The sequence below is a fragment of the Pseudomonas sp. EA_65y_Pfl2_P74 genome (assembly GCF_963970575.1).
Taxonomy (GTDB): domain Bacteria; phylum Pseudomonadota; class Gammaproteobacteria; order Pseudomonadales; family Pseudomonadaceae; genus Aquipseudomonas; species Aquipseudomonas baetica_A.
In genome coordinates, this window is the sequence record NZ_CAXAOQ010000038.1 from 41,506 (window position 1) to 63,951 (window position 22,446).

Annotated in this window: 18 protein-coding genes and 2 pseudogenes; 15 read left to right on the plus strand and 5 right to left on the minus strand. The window is 58.9% G+C overall.

Features of this window, described 5'->3' with window-relative positions; translation table 11 throughout:
• Positions 1-52: 52 nt before the first annotated feature.
• The 10 genes from gloB (at position 53) to AACY18_RS25130 (ending at position 13,542) form a co-directional block, all read left to right on the plus strand.
• Positions 53-820: a hydroxyacylglutathione hydrolase gene (gene gloB, locus AACY18_RS25085; RefSeq protein WP_339466433.1), complete on the plus strand. Its 768-nt coding sequence runs from the start codon at positions 53-55 to the stop codon at positions 818-820.
• 99 nt (positions 821-919) lie between these two features.
• Complete coding sequence (locus AACY18_RS25090; RefSeq protein ID WP_339466435.1) at positions 920-2,383, plus strand: transglycosylase SLT domain-containing protein; 1,464 nt, start codon at positions 920-922, stop codon at positions 2,381-2,383.
• Between the two features lie 175 nt (positions 2,384-2,558).
• Positions 2,559-4,391, plus strand: a complete 1,833-nt coding sequence (locus tag AACY18_RS25095) for an extracellular solute-binding protein (RefSeq protein WP_339433734.1) — start codon at positions 2,559-2,561, stop codon at positions 4,389-4,391.
• A complete protein-coding gene (locus AACY18_RS25100; RefSeq protein ID WP_339433733.1) occupies positions 4,388-6,229 on the plus strand; it encodes an extracellular solute-binding protein in 1,842 nt (613 codons plus the stop codon). The genes AACY18_RS25095 and AACY18_RS25100 overlap by 4 nt, the downstream gene beginning before the upstream one ends.
• 4 nt (positions 6,230-6,233) lie before the next feature.
• A complete protein-coding gene (locus AACY18_RS25105; protein ID WP_095190979.1) occupies positions 6,234-7,307 on the plus strand; it encodes a microcin C ABC transporter permease YejB in 1,074 nt (357 codons plus the stop codon).
• Position 7,308: 1 nt separating this feature from the next.
• Positions 7,309-8,328, plus strand: coding sequence for an ABC transporter permease (locus tag AACY18_RS25110; RefSeq protein ID WP_339433732.1), 1,020 nt, complete (start codon positions 7,309-7,311; stop codon positions 8,326-8,328).
• Between the two features lies 1 nt (position 8,329).
• Positions 8,330-9,940: an ABC transporter ATP-binding protein gene (locus AACY18_RS25115; protein ID WP_339433731.1), complete on the plus strand. Its 1,611-nt coding sequence runs from the start codon at positions 8,330-8,332 to the stop codon at positions 9,938-9,940.
• Between the two features lie 19 nt (positions 9,941-9,959).
• Positions 9,960-10,754, plus strand: a complete 795-nt coding sequence (fabI, locus tag AACY18_RS25120) for an enoyl-ACP reductase FabI (protein WP_007910591.1) — start codon at positions 9,960-9,962, stop codon at positions 10,752-10,754.
• Between the two features lie 242 nt (positions 10,755-10,996).
• Complete coding sequence (locus AACY18_RS25125; protein ID WP_339433730.1) at positions 10,997-12,373, plus strand: cystathionine beta-synthase; 1,377 nt, start codon at positions 10,997-10,999, stop codon at positions 12,371-12,373.
• Positions 12,370-13,542: a cystathionine gamma-synthase gene (locus AACY18_RS25130; protein ID WP_339433729.1), complete on the plus strand. Its 1,173-nt coding sequence runs from the start codon at positions 12,370-12,372 to the stop codon at positions 13,540-13,542. Before AACY18_RS25125 ends, AACY18_RS25130 begins: the two co-directional genes overlap by 4 nt.
• A 403-nt stretch (positions 13,543-13,945) precedes the next feature.
• On the opposite strand, the gene AACY18_RS25135 is transcribed toward AACY18_RS25130, so the two are convergent.
• Positions 13,946-14,944 (minus strand): bile acid:sodium symporter family protein, encoded by a 999-nt coding sequence (locus AACY18_RS25135; protein WP_339466437.1) that lies wholly within the window; start codon positions 14,942-14,944, stop codon positions 13,946-13,948.
• Between the two features lie 84 nt (positions 14,945-15,028).
• On the opposite strand from AACY18_RS25135, the gene AACY18_RS25140 reads away from it, so the two are divergent.
• Together AACY18_RS25140 and AACY18_RS25145 are read left to right on the plus strand one after the other, a co-directional pair.
• Positions 15,029-15,817 (plus strand): AraC family transcriptional regulator, encoded by a 789-nt coding sequence (locus tag AACY18_RS25140; protein ID WP_339466439.1) that lies wholly within the window; start codon positions 15,029-15,031, stop codon positions 15,815-15,817.
• Between the two features lie 172 nt (positions 15,818-15,989).
• Positions 15,990-16,970 carry a TerC family protein gene (locus AACY18_RS25145; RefSeq protein WP_339466440.1) on the plus strand — a complete coding sequence of 327 codons (981 nt, stop codon included), beginning with the start codon at positions 15,990-15,992 and terminating at the stop codon, positions 16,968-16,970.
• Positions 16,971-17,011: 41 nt separating this feature from the next.
• Here AACY18_RS25145 and AACY18_RS25150 read toward each other — a convergent pair whose 3' ends face one another.
• A complete protein-coding gene (locus AACY18_RS25150) occupies positions 17,012-18,112 on the minus strand; it encodes a polyamine ABC transporter substrate-binding protein (RefSeq protein ID WP_339433725.1) in 1,101 nt (366 codons plus the stop codon).
• Positions 18,113-18,320: 208 nt separating this feature from the next.
• Positions 18,321-18,947 (minus strand): annotated as a pseudogene (locus tag AACY18_RS25155) (cytosine permease); the annotation flags it as partial.
• Between the two features lie 324 nt (positions 18,948-19,271).
• Between AACY18_RS25155 and AACY18_RS25160 the strand changes: the two are divergent.
• From AACY18_RS25160 to AACY18_RS25170, 3 genes are all read left to right on the plus strand, one after another.
• Complete coding sequence (locus AACY18_RS25160; RefSeq protein WP_003225754.1) at positions 19,272-19,757, plus strand: flavin reductase family protein; 486 nt, start codon at positions 19,272-19,274, stop codon at positions 19,755-19,757.
• Positions 19,758-19,910: 153 nt separating this feature from the next.
• Positions 19,911-20,954 (plus strand): LLM class flavin-dependent oxidoreductase, encoded by a 1,044-nt coding sequence (locus AACY18_RS25165; RefSeq protein WP_339466441.1) that lies wholly within the window; start codon positions 19,911-19,913, stop codon positions 20,952-20,954.
• Positions 20,955-21,055: 101 nt separating this feature from the next.
• The gene (locus AACY18_RS25170) at positions 21,056-21,364 is read left to right on the plus strand and encodes a hypothetical protein (RefSeq protein WP_339466442.1); all 309 of its coding nucleotides are present in this window, start codon (positions 21,056-21,058) and stop codon (positions 21,362-21,364) included.
• A 135-nt stretch (positions 21,365-21,499) separates the two neighbouring features.
• On the opposite strand, the gene AACY18_RS25175 is transcribed toward AACY18_RS25170, so the two are convergent.
• Entirely contained in the window at positions 21,500-22,156 is a 657-nt protein-coding gene (locus tag AACY18_RS25175) for a DUF2931 family protein (protein WP_339466443.1), read from the minus strand.
• Positions 22,156-22,329 (minus strand): annotated as a pseudogene (locus tag AACY18_RS25180) (DUF2235 domain-containing protein); the annotation flags it as partial. The gene AACY18_RS25175 and the pseudogene AACY18_RS25180, both read right to left, overlap by 1 nt.
• Between the last annotated feature and the right edge of the window lie 117 nt (positions 22,330-22,446).

Here is a 22,446-nt window from a genome sequence, read left to right on the forward strand (position 1 = left end):
CGCCAGGAACCACTAAGATGCGCCAATGTTTTCCGCTTGGCGAATTCCGACGATGATACAGATCAGTGCCCTGCCCGCCTTCACCGACAACTACATCTGGTTGTTACAGGATCACCGTACCCAGCGTTGTGCCGTGGTCGATCCGGGCGATGCCGCGCCGGTCCAGGCGTGGCTTGCTGCCCATCCGGGCTGGGTGTTGAGCGACATTCTGATCACCCACCATCACCACGACCACGTCGGCGGCGTCGAGCGCTTGAAGAACGCCTGCGGCGCAACCGTTTACGGCCCGGCCAGCGAAAACATTCCAGCGCGGGATGTGGCGCTCAATGACAACGACACCGTCAACGTGCTCGGCTGGGACTTCGATGTCTACGCGGTGCCCGGTCACACACTGGGACACATTGCCTATTACCACCACGGTTTGCTGTTCTGCGGCGACACCCTGTTCGCCGCTGGTTGCGGCCGGTTGTTCGAAGGCACGCCGCAGCAGATGCACCACTCGCTGAGCCGCCTCGCCGCTTTACCGGAAGATACGCTGGTCTATTGCACGCATGAATACACACTGAGCAATCTCAAGTTCGCCGCAGCGGTCGAGCCGAGCAACCCGGACATCGCCGCTCGTCTGGAAAAAGTCATTCAGCATCGGCAGAACAACGTCATGACCCTGCCTTCGACCCTGGCCCTTGAAAAACTCACGAATCCCTTTTTGCGCACCGGAGAAAGATTGGTTACACAAAAAGTGGACGAACGGGAAGGCGCTCAAAACCGGGCGCCGAGTGAGGTTTTTGCGGCTCTGCGGGCCTGGAAAGATAAGTTCTAAGTACCTCACCGCTTGGTACAAAAATTCTGAAAGGTTGACCTCAGGGGGTGTGCTTTCTAGAATCGCCCGACATTTTTGCCCGGAACTTACTTCCAGCCAATGTCGTCATCAATACGTAAGTCCGTCAATTCAGACGCATTGACCCGCTTGGCGCAAGCCATCGCGGTGGCTGTGTCCGCCACGCTGGCGGGCTGCTCCAGCCATGCACCGCAGACTGAAGCGACCCATACGCCGAACATCGCTGCGCGAGCCAAACAGAAGCCGATCTGGCTGACCGAAAAGGCCAGCCAACAGGCGCCTCAGGATGTCTGGGAGCGCATGCGCGAAGGCTTCCAGTTGCAGGATGGCCTGGGCGTGAACCCGCGCATCGAGCAGCAGCGCCTGTGGTTCGCCAGCAATCCCTCTTTCCTCGAAAATGCCGGCGAACGCGGCAGCCTCTACATTCACTACATCGTCGAACGCCTCGAAGAACGCAACATGCCGCTGGAACTGGCCTTGCTGCCAGTGATCGAGAGCGCCTACAACCCGATGGCCTACTCTCGGTCCAATGCGGTGGGCCTCTGGCAATTCATCCCCTCCACCGGGCGTTACTTCAACCTGCGTCAAACCCGCTTCTACGATGGCCGTCGAGACATCACCGCCTCGACCACGGCGGCGCTGGATTATCTGACCCGCCTGCACGACATGTTCAACGGTGACTGGTTGTTGGCCCTCGCGGCCTACAACGCCGGTGAAGGCACGGTCAGCCGCGCGATCGAGCGCAACGAGAAACTCGGCCTGCCAACGGATTACTGGAACCTGCCATTGCCAGCGGAAACCCAGGCGTACGTGCCAAAGCTTCTCGCACTGTCGCAAGTGGTGCTGACGCCGGAAGCCTACGGTGTGAACCTCAACCCGATCGCCAACGAACCCTATTTCCAGGTCGTCGAAATCAACCACCGCATGGACCTGTCCAAGGTCGCTGCCGTTGCCAACATCGACGAAGACGAACTGTTCCAGCTCAACCCGGCCTTCAAGCAGCGCACCACCATCGACGGTCCTCAGCATCTGCTGGTGCCTACGTCCAAGGCGCAACTGCTGACCGCCAGCCTGCAGACCATGCGACCTGAAGAGCTGATGAGTCCTCGTTCGTTGAAGCCGGTATTCGACGGTGCCGACCCTGGCGAAGTGGCCCAGCTCAAGCGCGCCTATCGCGTGAAGCGTGGAGACAACCTCGGTTCCATTGCCAAGGCCAACAAGGTCCAGGTGAAGGACCTGCAACGCTGGAACAAACTGACCGGCCATAACCTCAAGATCGGCCAGACCCTGGTCATGCGGGACACCACCAGGCGCAGCCCTTCGCGCAGCAGTGGCCGGGTCAACACCGTTGTCGCCGCCAACAGCAAGACCAAAGGCAAAAACGCCAGCAAGCAGCGGACCCAGTACAAGGTCAAGCAAGGCGACTCGCTGTACAGAGTGGCCAAGCGTTTCAACGTTGAGATGCAGCACCTCAAGCGCTGGAATCCGGGCACTGGCAAGGCCTTGAAGCCTGGGCAGATGCTCACGGTTTATCAGCCGCATTGATTTGATATCAAAAGATCGCAGCCTTCGTCAGCGCCTGCATTGACCCCGACAGGCGCTGACGAAGGCTGCGATCTTTTTTTGTATTAACACAGCATTAAGCCGCTATCTTTTTCCTGTCCATACAAGCTGTTACTGTACGGCCCACAAAGCCCCAGCCGCCTGGATCGGATCTGACTTGAAGCGTCCCCTCCTCCTGCTCCTGATCAGCCTGGCCTTGAGCTCACCCGCAAGCGCGACGATTACCGAAAGTCACGGTTATGCGCAATTCGGCACGCTCAAGTACCCGGCCAGATTTACCCACTTTGACTGGGTCAACCCGCAAGCGCCCAAGGGCGGTACGTTGCGGGTGATGGCGTTCGGCACCTTCGATACGGTCAATCCATACACATTCAAAGGCACCAGCCCGGTCACTACCGCGAATTTTCTCCAATACGGCATCAACGAGCTGAATGAGCCGTTGATGGTCGGTACTGGCCAATACTCGCCGTCCGGTGATGAGCCGGCGTCCAGCTATGGACTGATCGCACAATCGGTGGAGTACAGCGAAGATCGCAGCTGGGTGGTATTCAATCTACGCCCGCAAGCGCGTTTCCACGACGGTACGCCGATCACTGCCTACGACGTGGCGTTCTCCTACCGCTTGTTGCTCAAAGAAGGCCATCCGCTGTATCGCACGGCCCTTCAGGAGGTGTTGCGGGTCGACATCCTCAACTCGCAGCGCATTCGTTTCGTGCTCAAACGCTCCGGCAACCCGCTATTGATTTTGCGCCTCGGTGAATTGCCGGTGCTGGCGCAACATTACTGGAAAGACCGCGACTTCAAGGCCACCACCTTCGAACCACCTCTGGGCAGCGGGCCATACCGCATCACCTCGGTGACGCCGGGTCGGCAGTTGATTTTCGAGCGGGTCAAGGATTACTGGGGCAAGGACCTGGCGGTCAATCGCGGCAAATACAACTTCGATCGCATGGAGGTCGAGTTCTACCGCGACAGCGACGTGGCGTTCGAGGCCTTCAAGGCCGGTGAATTCGACATCTACATCGAGCATCAGGCGAAGAACTGGGCCAACGGCTACAACTTCCCCGCGGTGCGCCGCGGCGACGTGATCAAGGCGCAGATCCCGCATCAGATCCCGACCCAGAGCCAGGGCCTGTTCATGAACACCCGGCGCACGACGTTCGCCGACGTCAAAACCCGCGAGGCCCTGGGCTTGATGTTCGACTTCGAATGGACCAACCGCGCCTTGTTCAGCGACGCTTATAAACGCACGGCCAGCTACTACCCCAACAGCGAATTCACCGCCAGCGGCCTGCCGATCGGGCATGAATGGCTGATGCTCAAGCCCTACAAGGATCAACTGCCGGCCAAACTGTTCACCGAGCCGTTCACGCTGCCGCGGACCGACGGGCGTGGTATTCCTCGAGAAACCATGCGTAAAGCCCTGGCACTGCTCGCCGAGGCTGGCTGGAAGCTCAATGGCCAGCGTTTGCAGAACGCCGCCGGGCAGCCACTGAGCTTCGAGCTGTTGCTGGTTAACCCGAATCTGGAACGCATCCTCCAGCCGTACATCGAAAACCTCAACAGCATCGGCATCGACGCCCGCCTGCGCACCGTGGATCGCGCCCAGTACAAACAACGTCTGGATCAGTTCGATTTCGACATGATCCTGATGACGCTCAACCAGACCCTCAGCCCGGGCCTTGAGCAATGGCAGTATTTCCACTCCAGTCAGGCCGGGGTCAAGGGCAGCAAGAATTACGCCGGCATCGCCAACCCGGTGGTCGATCACCTGCTTGAACAATTGCTCGCCGCACGCACCCGCGATGAACAAATCGCCGCCGGCAAGGCACTCGACCGTGTGCTGCTGTGGCAGCACTACAGCATTCCCAACTGGTACCTCAATTATCACCGTTTGGCCTACCGTAGCCGGTTGGCCTTCGTCACCACGCCGCCCTACACCCTGGGCCTGAGCGCGTGGTGGCTGAAATCTTCGGAGAAAGATCAATGAAACCTTTCCGCGCCCTGATCGTGCAGGCCAGCGGCTTGTTGTTTGCCGGGCTGGCCTGCGCTGCGCCGCAACACGCACTGACCCTGTACAACGAGCCGCCCAAATACCCGGCCAATTTCAAGCATTTCGACTATGTGAACCCCGACGCGCCCAAGGGCGGGATCTTCCGTCAGGCCGGATTCGGCAGCTTCGACAGCCTCAACCCGTTCATCAGCAAAGGTGTGCCGGCCGATGACATCGGCCAGATCTACGACACCCTGACCAAGCACAGCCTCGATGAGCCGTTCACCGAGTACGGGCTGATCGCCGGCAAGATCGAAAAGGCTCCGGACAACAGTTGGGTGCGTTTCTACCTGCGCCCCGAAGCACACTTCAGTGATGGCCACCCGGTGCGCGCCGACGACGTGGTGTTCAGTTTCCAGACCTTGACCAAGGAAGGTTCACCGCTGTTTCGTGGCTACTACAAAGACGTTGCCGAAGTCATTGCCGAGAACCCGCTCAAAGTCCTGTTCAAGTTCAAGGACACCAACAACCGTGAATTGCCGTTGATCCTCGGCCAGTTGCCGGTGCTGCCAAAACACTGGTGGGCCGGTCGCGACTTCACCAAGGGCAATCTGGAAATCCCGCTGGGCAGCGGCCCCTACAAAGTGGCCGAAGTGAACGCTGGCCGTTCCGTGCGTTATGAACGGGACAAGAACTACTGGGGCAAGGACCTGCCAGTCAATCGTGGTTTCTACAACTTCGACTCGATGACCACCGACTACTACCGCGACAACACCGTCGCACTGCAAGCGCTGAAGGCTGGCCAGTTCGATTACTGGCTGGAAATGACCGCGAAGAATTGGGCCAACGCCTACAACGTCCCCGCCGTCATCGAAGGCCGATTGATCAAGGAGCAGATCCCCAACGGCAACCCGACCGGCATGCAAGGCTTCGTCTACAACCTGCGTCGTCCGGTATTCCAGGATATACGGGTACGTCGTGCATTGAGCCTTTTGCTCGATTTCGAATGGACCAACAAGCAATTGTTTAACAGCGCCTACGTGCGCACACGCAGTTATTTCGAGAACTCGGAAATGGCCGCCACCGGCCTGCCCGACGCCGAAGAACGGGCCATTCTTGATCCATTGCGTAGCAAGCTGCCGGCCCAGGTGTTCAGCGAAGCCTTCGAAAACCCCAAGACTGACGCCAGCGGCATGATTCGCGCTCAGCAACGCGAGGCCTATCAACTGCTGCAAGAAGCGGGCTGGAAGGTCGTGGACGACAAAATGGTCGATGCCACCGGAAAACCGGTGGTGATCGAGTTTCTGCTGGCCCAGACCGAATTCGAACGGGTGCTGCTGCCGTTCAAGCGCAATCTCGCCGACCTGGGCATTGATCTGGTGATCCGTCGCGTCGACGTTTCGCAGTACATCACCCGTGTGCGTTCGCGCGACTTCGACATGATCGTCGGCAGCTTCCCACAGTCCAATTCGCCAGGTAACGAACAGCGCGAATTCTGGATGAGCGCCGCCGCCGACCGGCCCAGCAGCCGCAACACCATGGGCTTGAAGGATCCGATCGTCGATCAACTGGTCGAGAGCCTGATCAATGCCGATTCGCGCAAAAGCCTGGTCGCACACGCCCGTGCGCTGGATCGCGTGTTGCAGTGGGGCTACTACGTGATCCCCAACTGGCACATCAAGACCTGGCGCGTGGCGTACTGGAACCACATCGGTCACCCGAAAGTTTCCCCCAAGTACGACATCGGCATTAATACCTGGTGGGTCAAGCCGGAAACGAAGCCAGCCGTAGAAATCGAAACCCAACTGCAAGCCGACCCTGCGGGCACGGAGTAATCAGATGCTGGCGTATATTTTTCGGCGACTGCTGCTGATCATTCCCACCCTGTTCGGCATTTTGCTGATCAACTTCGTGATCATCCAGGCCGCGCCCGGTGGGCCGGTGGAGCAGATGATCGCCAAGCTCGAAGGCTTCGAAGGCGCCACCAGCCGCATTGCCGGCGGTGGCGCCGAAGTGTCGGTGGCGGGCTCCTCCTATCGCGGCGCGCAAGGCCTGGACCCGGCGCTGATCAAAGAAATCGAGCACATGTACGGGTTCGATAAATCGGCGCCGGAACGGCTATGGATCATGGTCAAGAACTACGCGTCGCTGGACTTCGGCGACAGTTTTTTCCGCGATGCCAAGGTCATCGACCTGATCAAGGAAAAGATGCCGGTGTCGATCTCCCTGGGGCTGTGGAGCACGTTGATCATGTACCTGGTGTCAATCCCGCTGGGGATCGCCAAGGCCACACGACACGGCAGCCATTTCGACGTCTGGACCAGTTCGGCAATCATCGTCGGCTACGCGATCCCCGCGTTCCTCTTTGCGATTCTGTTGATCGTGGTGTTTGCCGGCGGCAGTTATCTGGACTGGTTTCCGCTCAGGGGGCTGACCTCGAACAACTTTGATGAGCTGAGCCTGGGCGGCAAGATCCTCGATTATTTCTGGCACCTGGCATTGCCGGTGACCGCGCTGGTCATCGGTAACTTCGCGACCATGACCCTGCTGACCAAAAACAGCTTCCTGGACGAGATCAACAAGCAATACGTGGTCACCGCCAAGGCCAAGGGCCTGACCCGCCATCGCGTGCTTTACGGCCATGTGTTCCGTAACGCCATGCTGCTGGTGATTGCCGGTTTCCCGTCGGCGTTCATCGGCATCTTCTTTACCGGCTCGTTGTTGGTGGAAGTGATTTTTTCCCTCGATGGCCTGGGCCTGATGAGTTTTGAAGCGGCGATCAACCGCGATTACCCGGTGGTGTTCGGCACCCTGTTCATCTTCACCCTGCTGGGGCTGGTGGTGAAACTGATCGGCGACCTCACCTACACCCTGGTCGATCCGCGCATCGACTTCGAAAGCCGGGAGCATTGAGATGAACCTGTCCCCTCTCAACCGCCGCCGCTTCGAATTGTTCAAGGCCAACAAACGTGGCTGGTGGTCGCTGTGGCTGTTTCTGATCCTGTTCGGGTTGAGCCTGGGCGCCGAGCTGATCGCCAACGACAAACCGCTGGTGGTGCATTACGACAACAGTTGGTATTTCCCGGCAATCAAGCGCTACCCGGAAACCACCTTCGGCGGCGAATTTCCGCTGGAAGCCAACTACAAGAGCCCGTACATCCGCAAACTGCTCGAAGCCAAAAAGGCTTGGGTGCTGTGGGCGCCGATTCCGTACAGCTATCAAAGCATCAACTACGACCTGAAAGTCCCGGCCCCGGCCCCACCGTCGGCGGACAACCTGCTGGGCACTGACGATCAGGGCCGCGATGTGCTGGCGCGGGTGATTTACGGCTTCCGTATCTCGGTGCTGTTTGCCCTGACGTTGACCGTACTCAGCTCGATCATCGGCGTACTTGCCGGGGCCCTGCAGGGCTTCTACGGCGGCTGGGTCGATTTGGCCGGCCAGCGTTTTCTGGAAATCTGGTCGGGTTTACCGGTGCTGTATTTACTGATCATTCTCGCCAGCTTCGTCCAGCCCAATTTCTGGTGGTTGCTGGGGATCATGTTGCTGTTTTCATGGATGAGTCTGGTCGACGTGGTACGTGCCGAGTTCCTCCGTGGCCGCAACCTCGAGTACGTGCGCGCAGCCAGGGCACTGGGCATGCAGAACGGCGCGATCATGTTCCGCCACATCCTGCCCAACGCCATGGTCTCGACCATGACTTTCATGCCGTTCATCCTCACCGGCGCCATCGGCACCCTCACCGCGCTGGACTTCCTGGGTTTCGGCTTGCCGGCCGGCAGTCCGTCGCTGGGTGAACTGGTCGCTCAGGGCAAATCCAACCTGCAAGCGCCGTGGCTGGGCATCAGTGCCTTCGCCGTGTTGGCGCTGATGCTGAGTTTGCTGGTGTTTATCGGCGAGTCCGCTCGCGATGCCTTCGACCCGAGGAAGTGAAATGAGTCAGGACAATCTGATCGAAGTGCGCGACCTCGCCGTCGAATTCGGTTTCGGTGAGCGCGTACACCGGGTCGTCGAAGGTGTGAGTTTCGACATCAAGCGCGGCGAAACCCTGGCCTTGGTCGGCGAATCCGGCTCGGGCAAATCGGTGACAGCGCATTCGATTCTGCGCTTGCTGCCCTACCCGATGGCCCGCCATCCGGCCGGCAGCATCAATTACTCCGGGAAAAGTCTGCTGAGCCTGAGCGAAAAGGCCCTGCGTCACATCCGCGGGAACCGCATCGCGATGATCTTTCAGGAGCCGATGACGTCGCTCAACCCACTGCATTCGATTGAGAAGCAGATCAACGAGGTGCTGGGCATCCACAAGGGCCTGACCGGCAAAGTCGCGACCCAGCGCACGCTGCAATTGCTGGAGATGGTTGGCATCCCCGAGCCCCACAAGCGCCTCAAGGCCCTGCCCCACGAATTATCCGGTGGCCAGCGCCAGCGGGTGATGATCGCCATGGCCCTGGCCAATGAGCCGGAACTGCTGATCGCGGACGAACCGACCACCGCCCTGGACGTGACCGTTCAGCTGAAAATCCTCGATTTGCTCAAGGAGCTTCAGGCGCGATTGGGCATGTCGCTGCTACTGATCAGTCACGATTTGAACCTTGTGCGAAGAATTGCGCATCGCGTATGTGTCATGCAGCGCGGTTGCATCGTCGAACAGGCATCGTGCGAAGAGCTGTTCCGTTCGCCGCAGCACCCGTACACTCGGGAATTGCTCGGCGCAGAGCCCAGCGGAGGCCCGGCGACCAATGAAATCGGGGCGCCGCTGCTTGAAGTCGAGAACCTGAAAGTCTGGTTTCCGATCAAGAAAGGCTTGCTCAAGCGCACGGTGGATTACGTCAAGGCAGTCGATGGTATCCATTTCAGCTTGCCTCAGGGGCAGACGCTGGGGATTGTTGGCGAAAGCGGATCAGGTAAATCCACGCTGGGTCTGGCGATTTTGCGGCTGATCGGCAGCAAAGGCGCGATCCGCTTTGAAGGCAAGCAGCTAGACTGCCTGACGCAGAACGAGATTCGTCCGTTGCGTCGGGAGATGCAGGTGGTGTTTCAGGACCCGTTTGGCAGCCTGAGCCCACGAATGTGCGTGAGCGACATCGTTGGCGAAGGCCTGCGGATTCACAAGATGGGCACCGCCGCCGAGCAGGAAGCGGCGATTATTGCGGCATTGAAGGAGGTAGGTCTGGATCCGGAAACCCGGCACCGCTACCCCCACGAATTTTCCGGTGGGCAACGGCAGAGAATCGCCATTGCCCGGGCTTTGGTGCTCAAACCGGCGCTGATCCTTTTGGACGAGCCGACGTCGGCGCTCGACCGGACGGTGCAGCGGCAAGTGGTGGAGCTCTTGCGTTCACTGCAAGCCAAGTACAACCTGACGTATTTGTTCATCAGCCATGATCTGGCTGTCGTCAAAGCGCTGAGCCACCAGTTGATGGTGGTCAAGCATGGCCAAGTGGTCGAACAGGGGGACGCGCAAAGTATCTTTGCCGCCCCTCAACATCCGTATACACAGCAGTTGCTGGAAGCCGCTTTTTTGGCACCAGCCACTGCGCAATAACCTGAAAGAGGAGCAACACATGGGTTTTCTCGCCGGTAAGCGCGTACTGATCGTCGGTGTCGCCAGCAAGCTGTCCATCGCATCCGGCATCGCTGCCGCCATGCATCGCGAGGGCGCTGAGCTTGCCTTCACTTATCAGAACGACAAACTCAAAGGTCGTGTCGAAGAATTCGCCCAAGGCTGGGGTTCGAGCCCTGAGCTGTGCTTCCCGTGCGACGTGGCCAGCGATGAAGAAATCGCCAAGGTCTTCGAAGCATTGAGCAAGAAGTGGGACGGCCTGGACTGCATCGTCCACTCCGTTGGTTTCGCCCCGGGCGATCAACTGGACGGCGACTTCACCGAAGCCACCACCCGTGACGGTTTCCGCATCGCTCACGACATCAGCGCCTACAGCTTCGTGGCCCTGGCCAAAGCTGGCCGCGAAATGATGAAAGGCCGCAACGGCAGCCTGCTGACCCTGTCGTACCTGGGCGCAGAGCGCACCATGCCGAACTACAACGTGATGGGCATGGCCAAGGCTTCGCTGGAAGCGGGCGTGCGTTATCTGGCCGGTTCCCTGGGCCCGGACGGCACCCGCGTCAACTGCGTATCGGCTGGTCCGATCCGCACCCTGGCCGCTTCCGGCATCAAGAACTTCCGCAAGATGCTGGCCGCCAACGAAGCGCAAACCCCACTGCGTCGCAACGTCACCATCGACGAAGTCGGCAACGCCGGCGCCTTCCTGTGCTCCGATCTGGCGTCGGGCATCAGCGGTGAAATCATGTACGTGGACGGCGGTTTCAACACCACCGCCATGGGCAACATCGAAGAGTGATCTTCGGTTAGCCGATAAAAAACGCCAATTCAGATGGCGTGAAAACCTGGCAATCGGCTAAGTGCTCAAAAAAATGCTCCGTATCGAAAGATGCGGAGCATTTTTCGTTATGGCCTGAGCCCGGTCAGCACTTTCCCGATGAGACTGTTCAAAGGTTGCGGGCAAGTCTGTCCGGGCCTATGTTGCAAACGAGGCTTTTCCTCGCGAACGGAACGCGATCCATCACCAACAAGAGGTGAAGAATGTCAAAGGAATCCCGCCCCGCCGTCCTTGGGCTGATAGGAAATACACCGCTGGTACAAGTCACCCGCTTCAATACCGGGCCATGCACGCTGTTTCTCAAACTTGAATCACAAAACCCCGGCGGCTCGATCAAGGATCGCATCGGCCTGGCGATGATCGACACCGCCGAACGTGATGGTCGCCTGCAACCCGGCGGCACGATTGTCGAAGCCACGGCCGGCAATACCGGGCTGGGCCTCGCACTGGTCGGCCGCGCCAAGGGTTATCGCGTGGTGCTGGTGGTGCCAGACAAAATGTCCACCGAGAAAGTCCTGCACTTGAAAGCCATGGGTGCCGAGGTGCACATCACCCGCTCGGATGTCGGCAAGGGTCATCCCGAGTATTACCAGGACGTCGCGGCGCGGTTGGCGAAAGACATTCCCGGCGCGTTTTTCGCCGATCAGTTCAACAACCCGGCCAACCCGCTGGCCCATGAGTGCAGCACCGCGCCGGAGATCTGGGCGCAGACCGAGCATGATCTGGATGCGATTGTGGTCGGCGTCGGTTCGGCCGGCACGCTGACCGGACTGACCCGTTTCTTCAAACGCGTGCAACCGGATCTGGAGATGGTTCTGGCCGATCCGGTGGGCTCGGTGATGGCTCAATACAGCCGCGACGGCACGCTGCCCAAACCCGGTTCCTGGGCGGTTGAAGGCATTGGCGAAGACTTCATTCCGTCGATCACCGACCTCTCCAGCGTCCGCCACGCCTACTCGATCAGCGATGAAGAAAGCTTCGATCACGCCCGCCAATTGCTGCGCGCCGAGGGCATACTCGGCGGCTCGTCGACGGGTACCCTGCTCGCAGCGGCCTTGCGTTATTGCCGCGAACAGACCGAACCGAAACGCGTGGTGAGTTTCGTCTGCGATACCGGCACGCGCTATTTGTCCAAAGTCTACAACGATCAGTGGATGACCGATCAGGGCCTGTTGCAGCGCAAGGGCTACGGCGACTTGCGCGATCTGATCGCACGGCGTTTCGAGGACGGCCGGGTGATCAGCGTCGGCCCCGGCGACACGTTGCTGACCGCGTTCCAGCGCATGCGCCTGGCGGATGTCTCGCAGTTGCCGGTACTGGTTGAAGGCAAGGAACTGGTCGGCGTGATCGACGAATCGGACATCCTGCTGGCCGTTCACGAAGATGCCGCTCGCTTCAGCCAATCGGTCTCCAGCGTGATGACCGACAAACTGCAAACCCTCGCCCCCGGTGCGCCCCTCGCTGAGCTGGAATCAGTGCTCAGCCGCGGCCTCGTGGCAATCATCGCCGATGCTTCAGGCTTTCATGGCCTGATCACCCGCACCGACATGCTTAACCAATTACGGAGATCCCTCGCATGAGTCAGCACGACAAGAATGCCCAAGGTTTCGCGACCCGGGTGATCCATGCCGGGCAGGAACCGGACCCGACCACCGGCGCGCTGATGCCGCCGATCTATGCCAACTCCACTTACCTGCAAGACAGCCCCGGCGTGCACAAGGGTTTTGACTACGGCCGCTCGCACAACCCGACGCGCTTTGCGCTGGAACGCTGCGTGGCGGATCTGGAGGGTGGCACCCGTGCATTTGCGTTCGCTTCCGGGCTGGCGACGATCTCCACGGTACTGGAATTGCTCGACGCGGGTTCACACGTCATTTCCGGCAACGACCTGTACGGCGGCACCTTCCGGCTGTTCGACAAGGTGCGTCAACGCAGCGCCGGGCATCGTTTCAGCTACGTCGATCTGACCGACCTCTCAGCGTTCGAAGCGGCGCTGCAGGAGGACACGCGTATGGTCATGGTCGAAACACCGACCAACCCATTGCTGAGCCTGTCGGATCTGGCCGCCATTGCCCGCCTCTGCCGGGCCCGCGGGATCATCACGGTTGCCGACAACACCTTCGCCAGCCCGTATATCCAGCGGCCGCTGGAGCTGGGTTTCGACATTGTGCTGCACTCGACCACCAAGTACCTGAACGGTCACTCCGATGTGATCGGCGGCATCGCGGTCGTCGGGCAGAACGCCGAACTGGCCGAGCGTTTGGGCTTTTTGCAGAATGCGGTCGGCGCGATCGCCGGGCCGTTCGATGCGTTTCTCACGTTGCGCGGGGTGAAAACCCTGGCGCTGCGCATGGAGCGTCATTGCAGCAATGCGCTGGATCTGGCGCAGTGGCTGGAGCATCAGCCGCAGGTCAAGCGTGTTTATTACCCGGGCCTGCCATCCCACCCGCAGCACGAACTGGCCAAGCGACAGATGCGCGGCTTCGGCGGGATGATCGCCGTGGACTTGAACAGCGATCTGGCCGGTGCGCGGCGTTTTCTGGAAACCGTGAAGATCTTCGCCCTGGCCGAAAGCCTCGGCGGCGTCGAAAGCCTCATCGAGCATCCGGCGATCATGACCCACGCCACCATTCCACCTGAAACCCGCGCAAAACTGGGCATTGGTGATGGGCTGGTGCGTTTGTCCGTCGGTGTCGAAGACATCGAGGACTTGCGCGCCGATCTGGCCCAAGCACTGACGAAAATCTAGTCCGGCAAGCACGACAAAGCCCGCACGATGCGGGCTTTGGTATTCGAGTAGGCGGCCAGTGCTGGTCTCTGGCTTACAAGGTTTATCAGGCTTCTCACAGTACCGGACCAAATTGAAAAGGTACGGTCTCGGCTGCTTCACACGGCGTAAGGGCTGGATCTCAGCGCGGAGATCTTTCTAACCGTGTACCCTTCGGAACGCGCCCCACGTCCCCTTGCTATCCGCTTGCGCATCAGTCTGCGTCTTCGCCTACATCTTTGAGCCTAGCAAAGCGACGCGAGCACGGATGAGTGTTTTTAGACTGATTGGTTCTTGCGGCTGCCTGCAAGGAAGCGAACGCTCTATCTTCAAACATCATCCTCACGGAGTGCGGCGCCCAGAAAATCAGGGCGTTCGGTTTTGATCACGGATCCACCTGCGCCATCAATTCCGGCACCGACTCCGGCCGTTTCGCATAGCGCTGCGCCAACACCGCGCAGACCATCAGTTGAATCTGATGGAACAGCATCAGCGGCAGGATCAGCACGCCGATGGTGCTCCCGGCAAACAACACCTGCGCCATCGGCACGCCGGTGGCCAGGCTCTTTTTCGAGCCGCAGAACAAAATGGTGATGCGGTCTTCCTGGCTGAAGCCAAACGCCTTGCCCAGCAGCGTCGACGCCACCAGTACCAGCGCCAGCAAGATGCAGCACACCACCACCAGCCCCAGCAGATCGGCGATTGGGATCTGATGCCAGATACCTTCGTTGACGGCTTCACTGAACGCGCCATAAACCACCAGCAGAATCGAGCCTTGATCGACAAATTTCAGCCAGTTTTTGTTGCGCCCCACCCACGCACCAATCCAGCGCCGTGCGACCTGCCCGGCAATGAAGGGCAGCAGCAGTTGCACACTGATTTTCAGGATCGCATCGAGGGTCGAACCGCCGTCGCCCTGCACGTCAAGCAACAACGTCACCAGTAACGGCGTGAGGAAAATCCCGAACAGGCTGGACGCCGCTGCGCTGCAAATCGCCGCTGGAATATTGCCCCGCGCCAGCGAAGTGAAGGCAATGGCCGACTGCACCGTGGCTGGCAAGGCGCACAGGTAAAGCATGCCCATGTACAGCTGATCACCGATCAACGGCGACAGCAGCGGTTTCAGCGCCAGACCCAATAGCGGGAAAAGAACAAACGTCAGGCCGAACACCAGCAAATGCAGGCGCCAGTGACCCGCACCGGCAATGATCGACTCGCGGGAAAGTTTGGCGCCGTGGAGGAAAAACAGTAGCGCGATGGCAATGTTGGTCAGCCAGCCAAAACCGACCGCGACCTGGCCGCTGGCGGGCAGAAAACTGGCCAGCAACACAACGCCAATCAGCGTCAGGGTGAAGTTGTCGGGCAAAAATCGTGGGCGCGTCATGGTGTGTTCATCCGGGGGTTGCCAGTGCGTGCCGACGACTCTAACGTGACAGGCCATTACCGACTAACGCCGAAGAGCCCGCAGATGCCGCCTAAAGGACACACAAAGAGCATCCGACGCAGCATTCCCGGGCTGCCCAGCCTGCCGCGCCCACTGTACGGGCGCGCCGAATCGCTGCCCAATCGTGCGCTGACCCGTCGCCACAGCCACCCTTGGGTGCAACTGTCTTACGCCATTCAGGGCGTGCTCGAAGTACAGACCAGCGCCGGACGTTTCGTTGCGCCGCCGGAGCGCGCCGTGTGGATTCCGGCCGGCGTGCCGCACCGGGTATTCAGCTCACCGCACACCGAGATGCGCAGCCTGTACATCGATTGCAGTGTCGCCGGTTGGGCGGTTGGGCATTGCCATGTGCTGGGCGTCAGCGATTTGCTCAGGGAGCTGATCCGCGCGTTCAGCCGGGTGCCTGTGGAATACGACCAGAACGGCGCCCATGGACGCTTGGCGCAAGTGATCCTCGATCAATTGGCCGAGGCACCCCAGATTGATCTGATGCTGCCGCTGCCTCAGGACGCACGTTTGCGGCAGATCTACCAGAGCCTGGAGCAGCATCCGGAACAGCAAACCACACTAAGCCACTGGAGCGAGAAATTCGGCGTCACCGAAAAGACCCTGACACGCCTGTTCCTGCGCGATACCGGCCTGACCTTTCGTGCCTGGCGCCAGCGCTTACGCCTGCTCGGCGCCCTGACGCCATTGGAGAAAGGTGAACGCGTTACCGACGTCGCGCTGGCCTGTGGCTACGATTCGACCTCGGCGTTTATCGCGGCGTTTCGCCAACAGTTCGGCGAAACGCCAGGGGAGTTTTTTCGTTAATCAGCGAACCGCCAGCGACTCCAGAAGATCGCCGCTGCGACCCGACACTTCGTTTTTTACGAACTCTCCCCCAGAAATAAACGATTTTTCTTTGGCGCAAACTCGTCGCTAGCATGGCCTCGTCTGACCCTCACTCAAACAAAGCTCGTACAACAAAGACAGGGAGCGCGACATGCCTGCCACGAACATCAATATCGGCGAACCCTGGATGTGGGGCGCCTTCATCGTCTTCGTACTCGCCATGCTGGCACTGGATTTGTTTGTGTTCCGGGGGCGCAAGGCGCATCGCGTCTCGGTGCGCGAAGCCTTGTCCTGGGTCATTGCCTGGTGCTTGTTGGCATTGAGTTTCGCGGGGTTGCTCTGGTGGTACCTGAACGGCACGTTCGGCGGCGAAATCGCCCGGCAGAAAACCCTCGAATTCCTCACCGGTTACCTGATCGAGCAATCGTTGTCGATCGACAACATGTTCATCTTCGTGATGATCTTCAGCTACTTCGCCGTGCCGCCGGAGTTGCAGCGCCGGGTGCTGCTGTACGGCGTGCTCGGGGCGATCGTGATGCGTGCGGTGATGATTTTTGCCGGCGTGTGGCTGGTGTCGCAGTTCGAGTGGCTGCTGTATGCCTTCGGCGTGTTTTTGATCATCACCGGGGTCAAGATGCTGGTGTTCGCCGAGCAACAACCGGATCTGGAAAAAAACCCTTTGCTGCGCTGGGTCCGCGGGCACATGCGGATCACCAAGGACTTTCATGGCGAGCGCTTTTTCGTGCTGCAAAACAGCGTGCGCTGGGCCACACCGATGTTTCTGGTACTGGTGTTGATCGAAGCGAGCGACCTGATGTTTGCGGTCGACAGCATCCCGGCGATCTTCGCCGTCACCACCGACCCGTTCATCGTGTTCACCTCGAACATCTTCGCGATCATGGGCCTGCGGGCGCTGTATTTCCTGCTGGCAGACATGGCTGAGCGCTTTCATCTGCTCAAGTACGGGCTGGCGATTGTGCTGGTGTTCATTGGCGCCAAGATGACGTTGATGCCGTGGCTCCACATGCCGGTGGAGTGGTCGCTGGCGGTGGTGGGTGTGGTGATTCTGGGCTCAGTGTTGTTGAGCCTGATGATGACCAGAGAAAAAACGCCGGAAAAACAATCTCCGTAAATCCATGTGGGAGCAAGCTGCTCCCACAAGGTTATGTGCTGCTATTTATCGGACTTGATACTGGTCCAGACGCGGGTGCGGACGCGCTCAAGCTTTTGCGGCAATGGCTGAACCACGTAGAGCGTTTTCAGCGCTTCGCTGGTCGGTGTCAGGTTCGGGTTGCCGGTGATGTCCTTGTTGATCAGCGCCATCGAATCCTTGTTCGCGTTCGGGTAACCGAGGAAATCGCTGATCGGTGCAATCACCTTCGGATCCAGCAAAGTGTTGAGGAATTCGTGGGCCTCGGCGACGTTCTTCGCGCTCTTGGGAATGGCGAAGGTGTCGAACCAGATCGGCGCGCCTTCCTTTGGCAAGCGCCAGTCAACCACTACGCCGTTTTTCGCCTCCTTGGCGCGATTGCCGAACTGGTAGAAGCTGCCGGAGTAACCGATGGCCACGCAGATGTCGCCGTTGGCGATGTCGGTCATGTACTTGGCCGAGTTGAAATAGGTTACGTAGGGGCGAACCTTGAGCATCAGCTCCTTGGCTTTTTCATAGTCGGCCGGGTTCTGGCTGTTCGGATCGAGGCCCAGGTAATGCAGGGCCAGCGGCAGGATTTCTGTCGGCGAATCAAGCATCGCTACACCGCAGGATTTGAGCTTTTCCATGTTCTGCGGCTTGAACACCAGATCCCAACTGTCCACCGGCGCATTGTCGCCCAATGCAGCCTTGACCTTGGCCGGGTTGAAGCCGATCAGCACGGTACCGACCATGTAAGGCACGCCGTACTGGTTGCCCGGATCGTTCTTGCCCAGCAGTTTCAACAGATCCGGATCCTGGTGGCTCCAGTTCGGCAGTTTCGATTTATCCAGTTTCTGAAACACCCCAGCCTTGATCTGCGTTTCAAGGAACTGGTTCGACGGCACCACCAGGTCGTAACCGGAGTTGCCGGTCAGCAGTTTGGCTTCCAGCGATTCGTTGGTGTCGAAGGTGTCCCAGGTCACTTTGATACCGGTTTTCGCGGCGAAATCCTTGGGCACCGACGGCAGGATGTAGTCCGCCCAGTTATAGACGCGCAGCTCGCGCTGCTCGGCCTGAACGGCGCTGGCCAGCAGCGTCAGCCCACACACGGTGGCGCCCAGAATGCGTTTCATCGTGACCATGGTTGTTTCCCCAAAATGCGGCGTGAGTCGATGGTTTTTATGTTCTGTACACGGCAGCGGCTTTAAAGGTAGCCAAGGGTAATAAAGTTTCAGCGTCTCGTTGTGGCATTGATTCTTGCTGACAGCGGCGCCTGAGCACAGTGGGGGATGGGCCAAAAGGGGATCGATATGGCCAATTTGAATGACCACCGGGATGCGGAAACAACAATGCCCGGCAGTAATAAAGAGGAATCGTCACCACCAGGCCAACCAGCCACGACAGATCCGCACCGTCGACCAGATTGGCGTAAGGCCCGACGTACAGTGAAGTATTGGCGAACGGCAACTGCACGACGATGCCGATGAAATAGGCAATGATCGCGTGCAGATTGAAGCGTCCGTAAATGCCACCGTCAGCACGGAAAATCGAGGTGATGTCGTAGCAGCCGCGTTTGATCAGGTAAAAGTCGATCAGGTTGATCGACGCCCACGGCACCAGCAACAGCAACAGCGCCAGAATCAAACCGATGAACTCGGAAATGAGATCCGCCGAAGCGCCGAGTGCGACCATGCAGCATCCCGCCAGGATCACGTGCGGAATGCCCATGGGCGGGCCTTGTGCCGACGCCAGGGCGATCACCACGCCACCGATCATGTGCCCCAGCACAATCGCCAGCAGCCCCCAGAACAAGTCGAGATGGAACACCTGAACCACCATGGCGCCGGTGACGATGGGCAGTGGCGCAATGTTGGTGCTGAACCAAAGGGTGAAAAGGTCGCGGGCCTTCCCGTGGCGTTCCGCGAGTGGGACGTAGTCGACCGTGTGATTCTCGATCAACGGATCTTGCCGGGACATATGCATGAACTCGAGTTTGTCTGTTCTTATCGTTGTATGAAGCCAAACCGGGAGGACTCTTTGGTCGCCCCTCAGATGCAAGCCATATTATGGTATTCCAATAACCTCACAAGACTGGCCCGCAGTTCACGGTGCTATCTGATCCGCCATCCTCGCTGAAACAGCGGCCTGGCAAATAGCTTAAAAGCCCGTAAACGTTGAGTTTACGACGAACGCGGCACGTTCATCGGTTCAGCTTAAAAGCCCTTGCAAAGATAAAATTGTGGTATACCATCAGACCAATAAACACATAAAAACAGCGTCACACCACCCGAGGACTGTCCAATGATCGATGCCGCCATCTACAAACAAGTCATGGGCTCGTTCCCGTCCGGCGTAACCGTTATCACCACCCTGGACGATGACGGTCAGATTGTCGGTCTGACCGCCAGCGCCTTCAGTTCATTGTCGATGGACCCGGCGCTGGTGCTGTTCTGCCCCAATTACAGTTCTGATTCCTATCCCGTGCTGATCAAGAACAAACGCTTTGCGATTCACGTTCTGTCCGGCGGCCAACAAAGCGAAGCCTACGCGTTCGCCCGTAAAGGCAAGGACAAAGCGCAAGGCATCGAGTGGACGTTGAGCGAACTGGGCAACCCGATCCTGGCCAACGCGACGGCTATCATCGAGTGTGAGCTGTGGCGCGAATACGAAGGCGGCGACCACGCCATCATGGTCGGCGCGGTGAAGAATCTGATCGTCCCCGAGCAGCACACCGGGCCGCTGGTGTATTGCCACGGCAAGATGGGCGCCCTGCCCGTCCTGGCCTGAGCAAAGTTTCAGCCCCACACAGACCCACTGTGGGAGGGGGCTTGCTCCCGAAAGCGATGTGTCAGCCACCAGAGATTTCGATTGATCCACCGCATTCGCGAGCAAGCCCGCTCCCACACGTAGCCTCAACAACAAAAGATCCGAGGAAGCGTCATGAAATTTTCCCTGTTCATCCACATGGAACGCTGGGACGAAAGCGTCAGCCACCGCCAACTGTTCGAAGACCTCACCGAACTGACCCTGATGGCCGAGGCCGGTGGTTTCAGCACCGTGTGGATCGGCGAACACCACGCGATGGAATACACCATCTCGCCAAGCCCGATGCCGCTGCTGGCCTACCTCGCGGCGAAAACCACCACCATCCACCTCGGCGCCGGCACCATCATCGCGCCGTTCTGGCACCCACTGCGGGTCGCCGGTGAATGCGCGTTGCTCGATGTCATCAGCAACGGCCGCATGGAAGTCGGTCTGGCACGCGGCGCCTATCAAGTCGAATTCGATCGCATGGCCGGCGGCATGCCCGCATCAAGTGGCGGCCAGGCCCTGCGCGAAATGGTCCCGGTGGTCCGCGCCCTGTGGCAAGGCGACTACGCGCACAACGGCGACATCTGGAAATTCCCCACCTCCACCAGCGTGCCCAAACCGATCCAGAAGCCGAACCCGCCGATGTGGATCGCCGCCCGCGACCCGGACTCGCACAACTTCGCCGTGGCCAACGGCTGCAACGTCATGGTCACGCCGCTGATGAAGGGCGACGAAGAAGTCCTCGACCTGAAGAACAAGTTCCAGACCGCGCTGGACAACAACCCCGACGTGCCGCGCCCGCAATTGATGGTGCTGCGCCACACCCACGTGCACTCGGCTGATAACCCGGACGGCTGGAAAGTCGGCGCGAAAGCGATCTCACGGTTCTATCGCACGTTCGATGCGTGGTTTGGCAACAAGGAGACACCGGTCAATGGCTTCCTCGCCCCGAGCCCGGAAGAGAAGTTTGCCGGGCGTCCGGAGTTTGAGCTGGAAAGCCTGCACAAAACGGCGATGATTGGTACGCCGGAAGCGATCATTCCGCGGATCAAGTACTACCAGGAACTGGGGGTGGATGAGTTCAGTTTCTGGTGTGATAACAGTCTGCCGCATGAGGAGAAAAAGAAGTCGCTGGAGTTGTTTATCAAGCATGTGGTGCCGGCGTTTCGTTGAGATTTCTTCTAACGTCTCTCTCATGAAAACGCCCGAATCTCTTCGGGCGTTTTTATTTTTCACCATGGCTCCTGGCGACACGTCGACCAGTTGCTATCTGAATGAAAGCACGCAAGCGCCTGCTGGCGCGCATCGATGAGCCCGACAAGAATTGGAAGTTCAGCAAGGCCGACATCGCCGAGCGCGAGTACTGGGACGACTACATGCAAGCCTATGGACATGCCCTGGGCGCGACCAGCACGGCGGACTCGCCCTGGTTCATCGTGCCGGCCGACAACAAGCACAACGCGCGACTGATCGTGTCGAAGATCGTGCTCAATGCATTGGAAGGTCTGAAGTTAAGTTATCCGGCGGTCAATGCGGCGAGGCGGCAGGAGCTGAAAACGATTCGAAAACAGCTTGAGAAGTGAGCAAGTACACAGGATGGGGATTGGGGGGAATTTTTGGCTGGTAGCGGATCGCTTGACTGACAACCACCTAGAAAAACGCCGACCGACAGAGCACAAAGCAAGGTTAGGAGGCGTTTCACAGGCGACGGGCGACGACTACCAACTACCGTACGGAATCCCGTACTTGTCGATGTAACGCTTGGCCTTTTCACTCACTGGATAAGCGTATTGACCGCCGTTCTTACCCTGCTCCGGCCCTAACGGCTCCAATTCTGCTTGGGCGCGGGCAACTTTAACTGGGCGTCGACATAAATCCCTCACCCAAACCTGTACGACTCCACCTGGTGAAAGTCCCAAATAGACCGATGCCATAAACCGCGCAGTTTTTTCCGATATTTCGGGGCAACGTTGGTGAGTGGATATCTCCATCACTTGTCTCGCCTCTTCTGGGATATCGACCCAAGCCCGGTAGGTTTTTTGTTCTGGTATTGATTGCCAACGTACGAAAATACGCTTTGGTAGACCTGCCCCAATCACGGGTTTCCCGGTGCCGCCAACTCCAATCCAGCCACGGGCGGACTCTTTTCCATCATCAGGTTCGGCACCACTTGCATTGCCTCCCCCCGCACGCAAGAAAGTTTTGCCGTTGATGTCTTCCACCGAGCTGTCTTCAACCCACACGTTCATGAAATTGGGTTTGATGAACGCCAGCTCCCACCAAGGATATTTGGGGTCATTCTCGCCCGAGTTGGTGTTTGTGACCTGACATCCCGTGAGGAGTAAAACGCCCAATAAGGCTACGGCTATTCTCATTACCAGAGCTTCCAATCAGCTACGTGCGGATGTTGTACACGAATGCCATCCTCGGTAGGCGCGTTGATGTAAACAGCCCGCAGGCCGCTACCGTCCCTTCTGCCTTGGGGGTGATTCCAATTGGCAGAGGTATGGATGTACTTCAGTTTCAGCATTTGTTCTTCTCCCCCGGTGTCAGGATAGTTGTCGCCTCTCCGGTTTTTCCAAAAAAAGCATATCGGGGGCGGAAAGAGACTGGTCGTGCCGTACTATTCACCTGAACGCAGAGCCGCATTACTTAAGATGCTGCT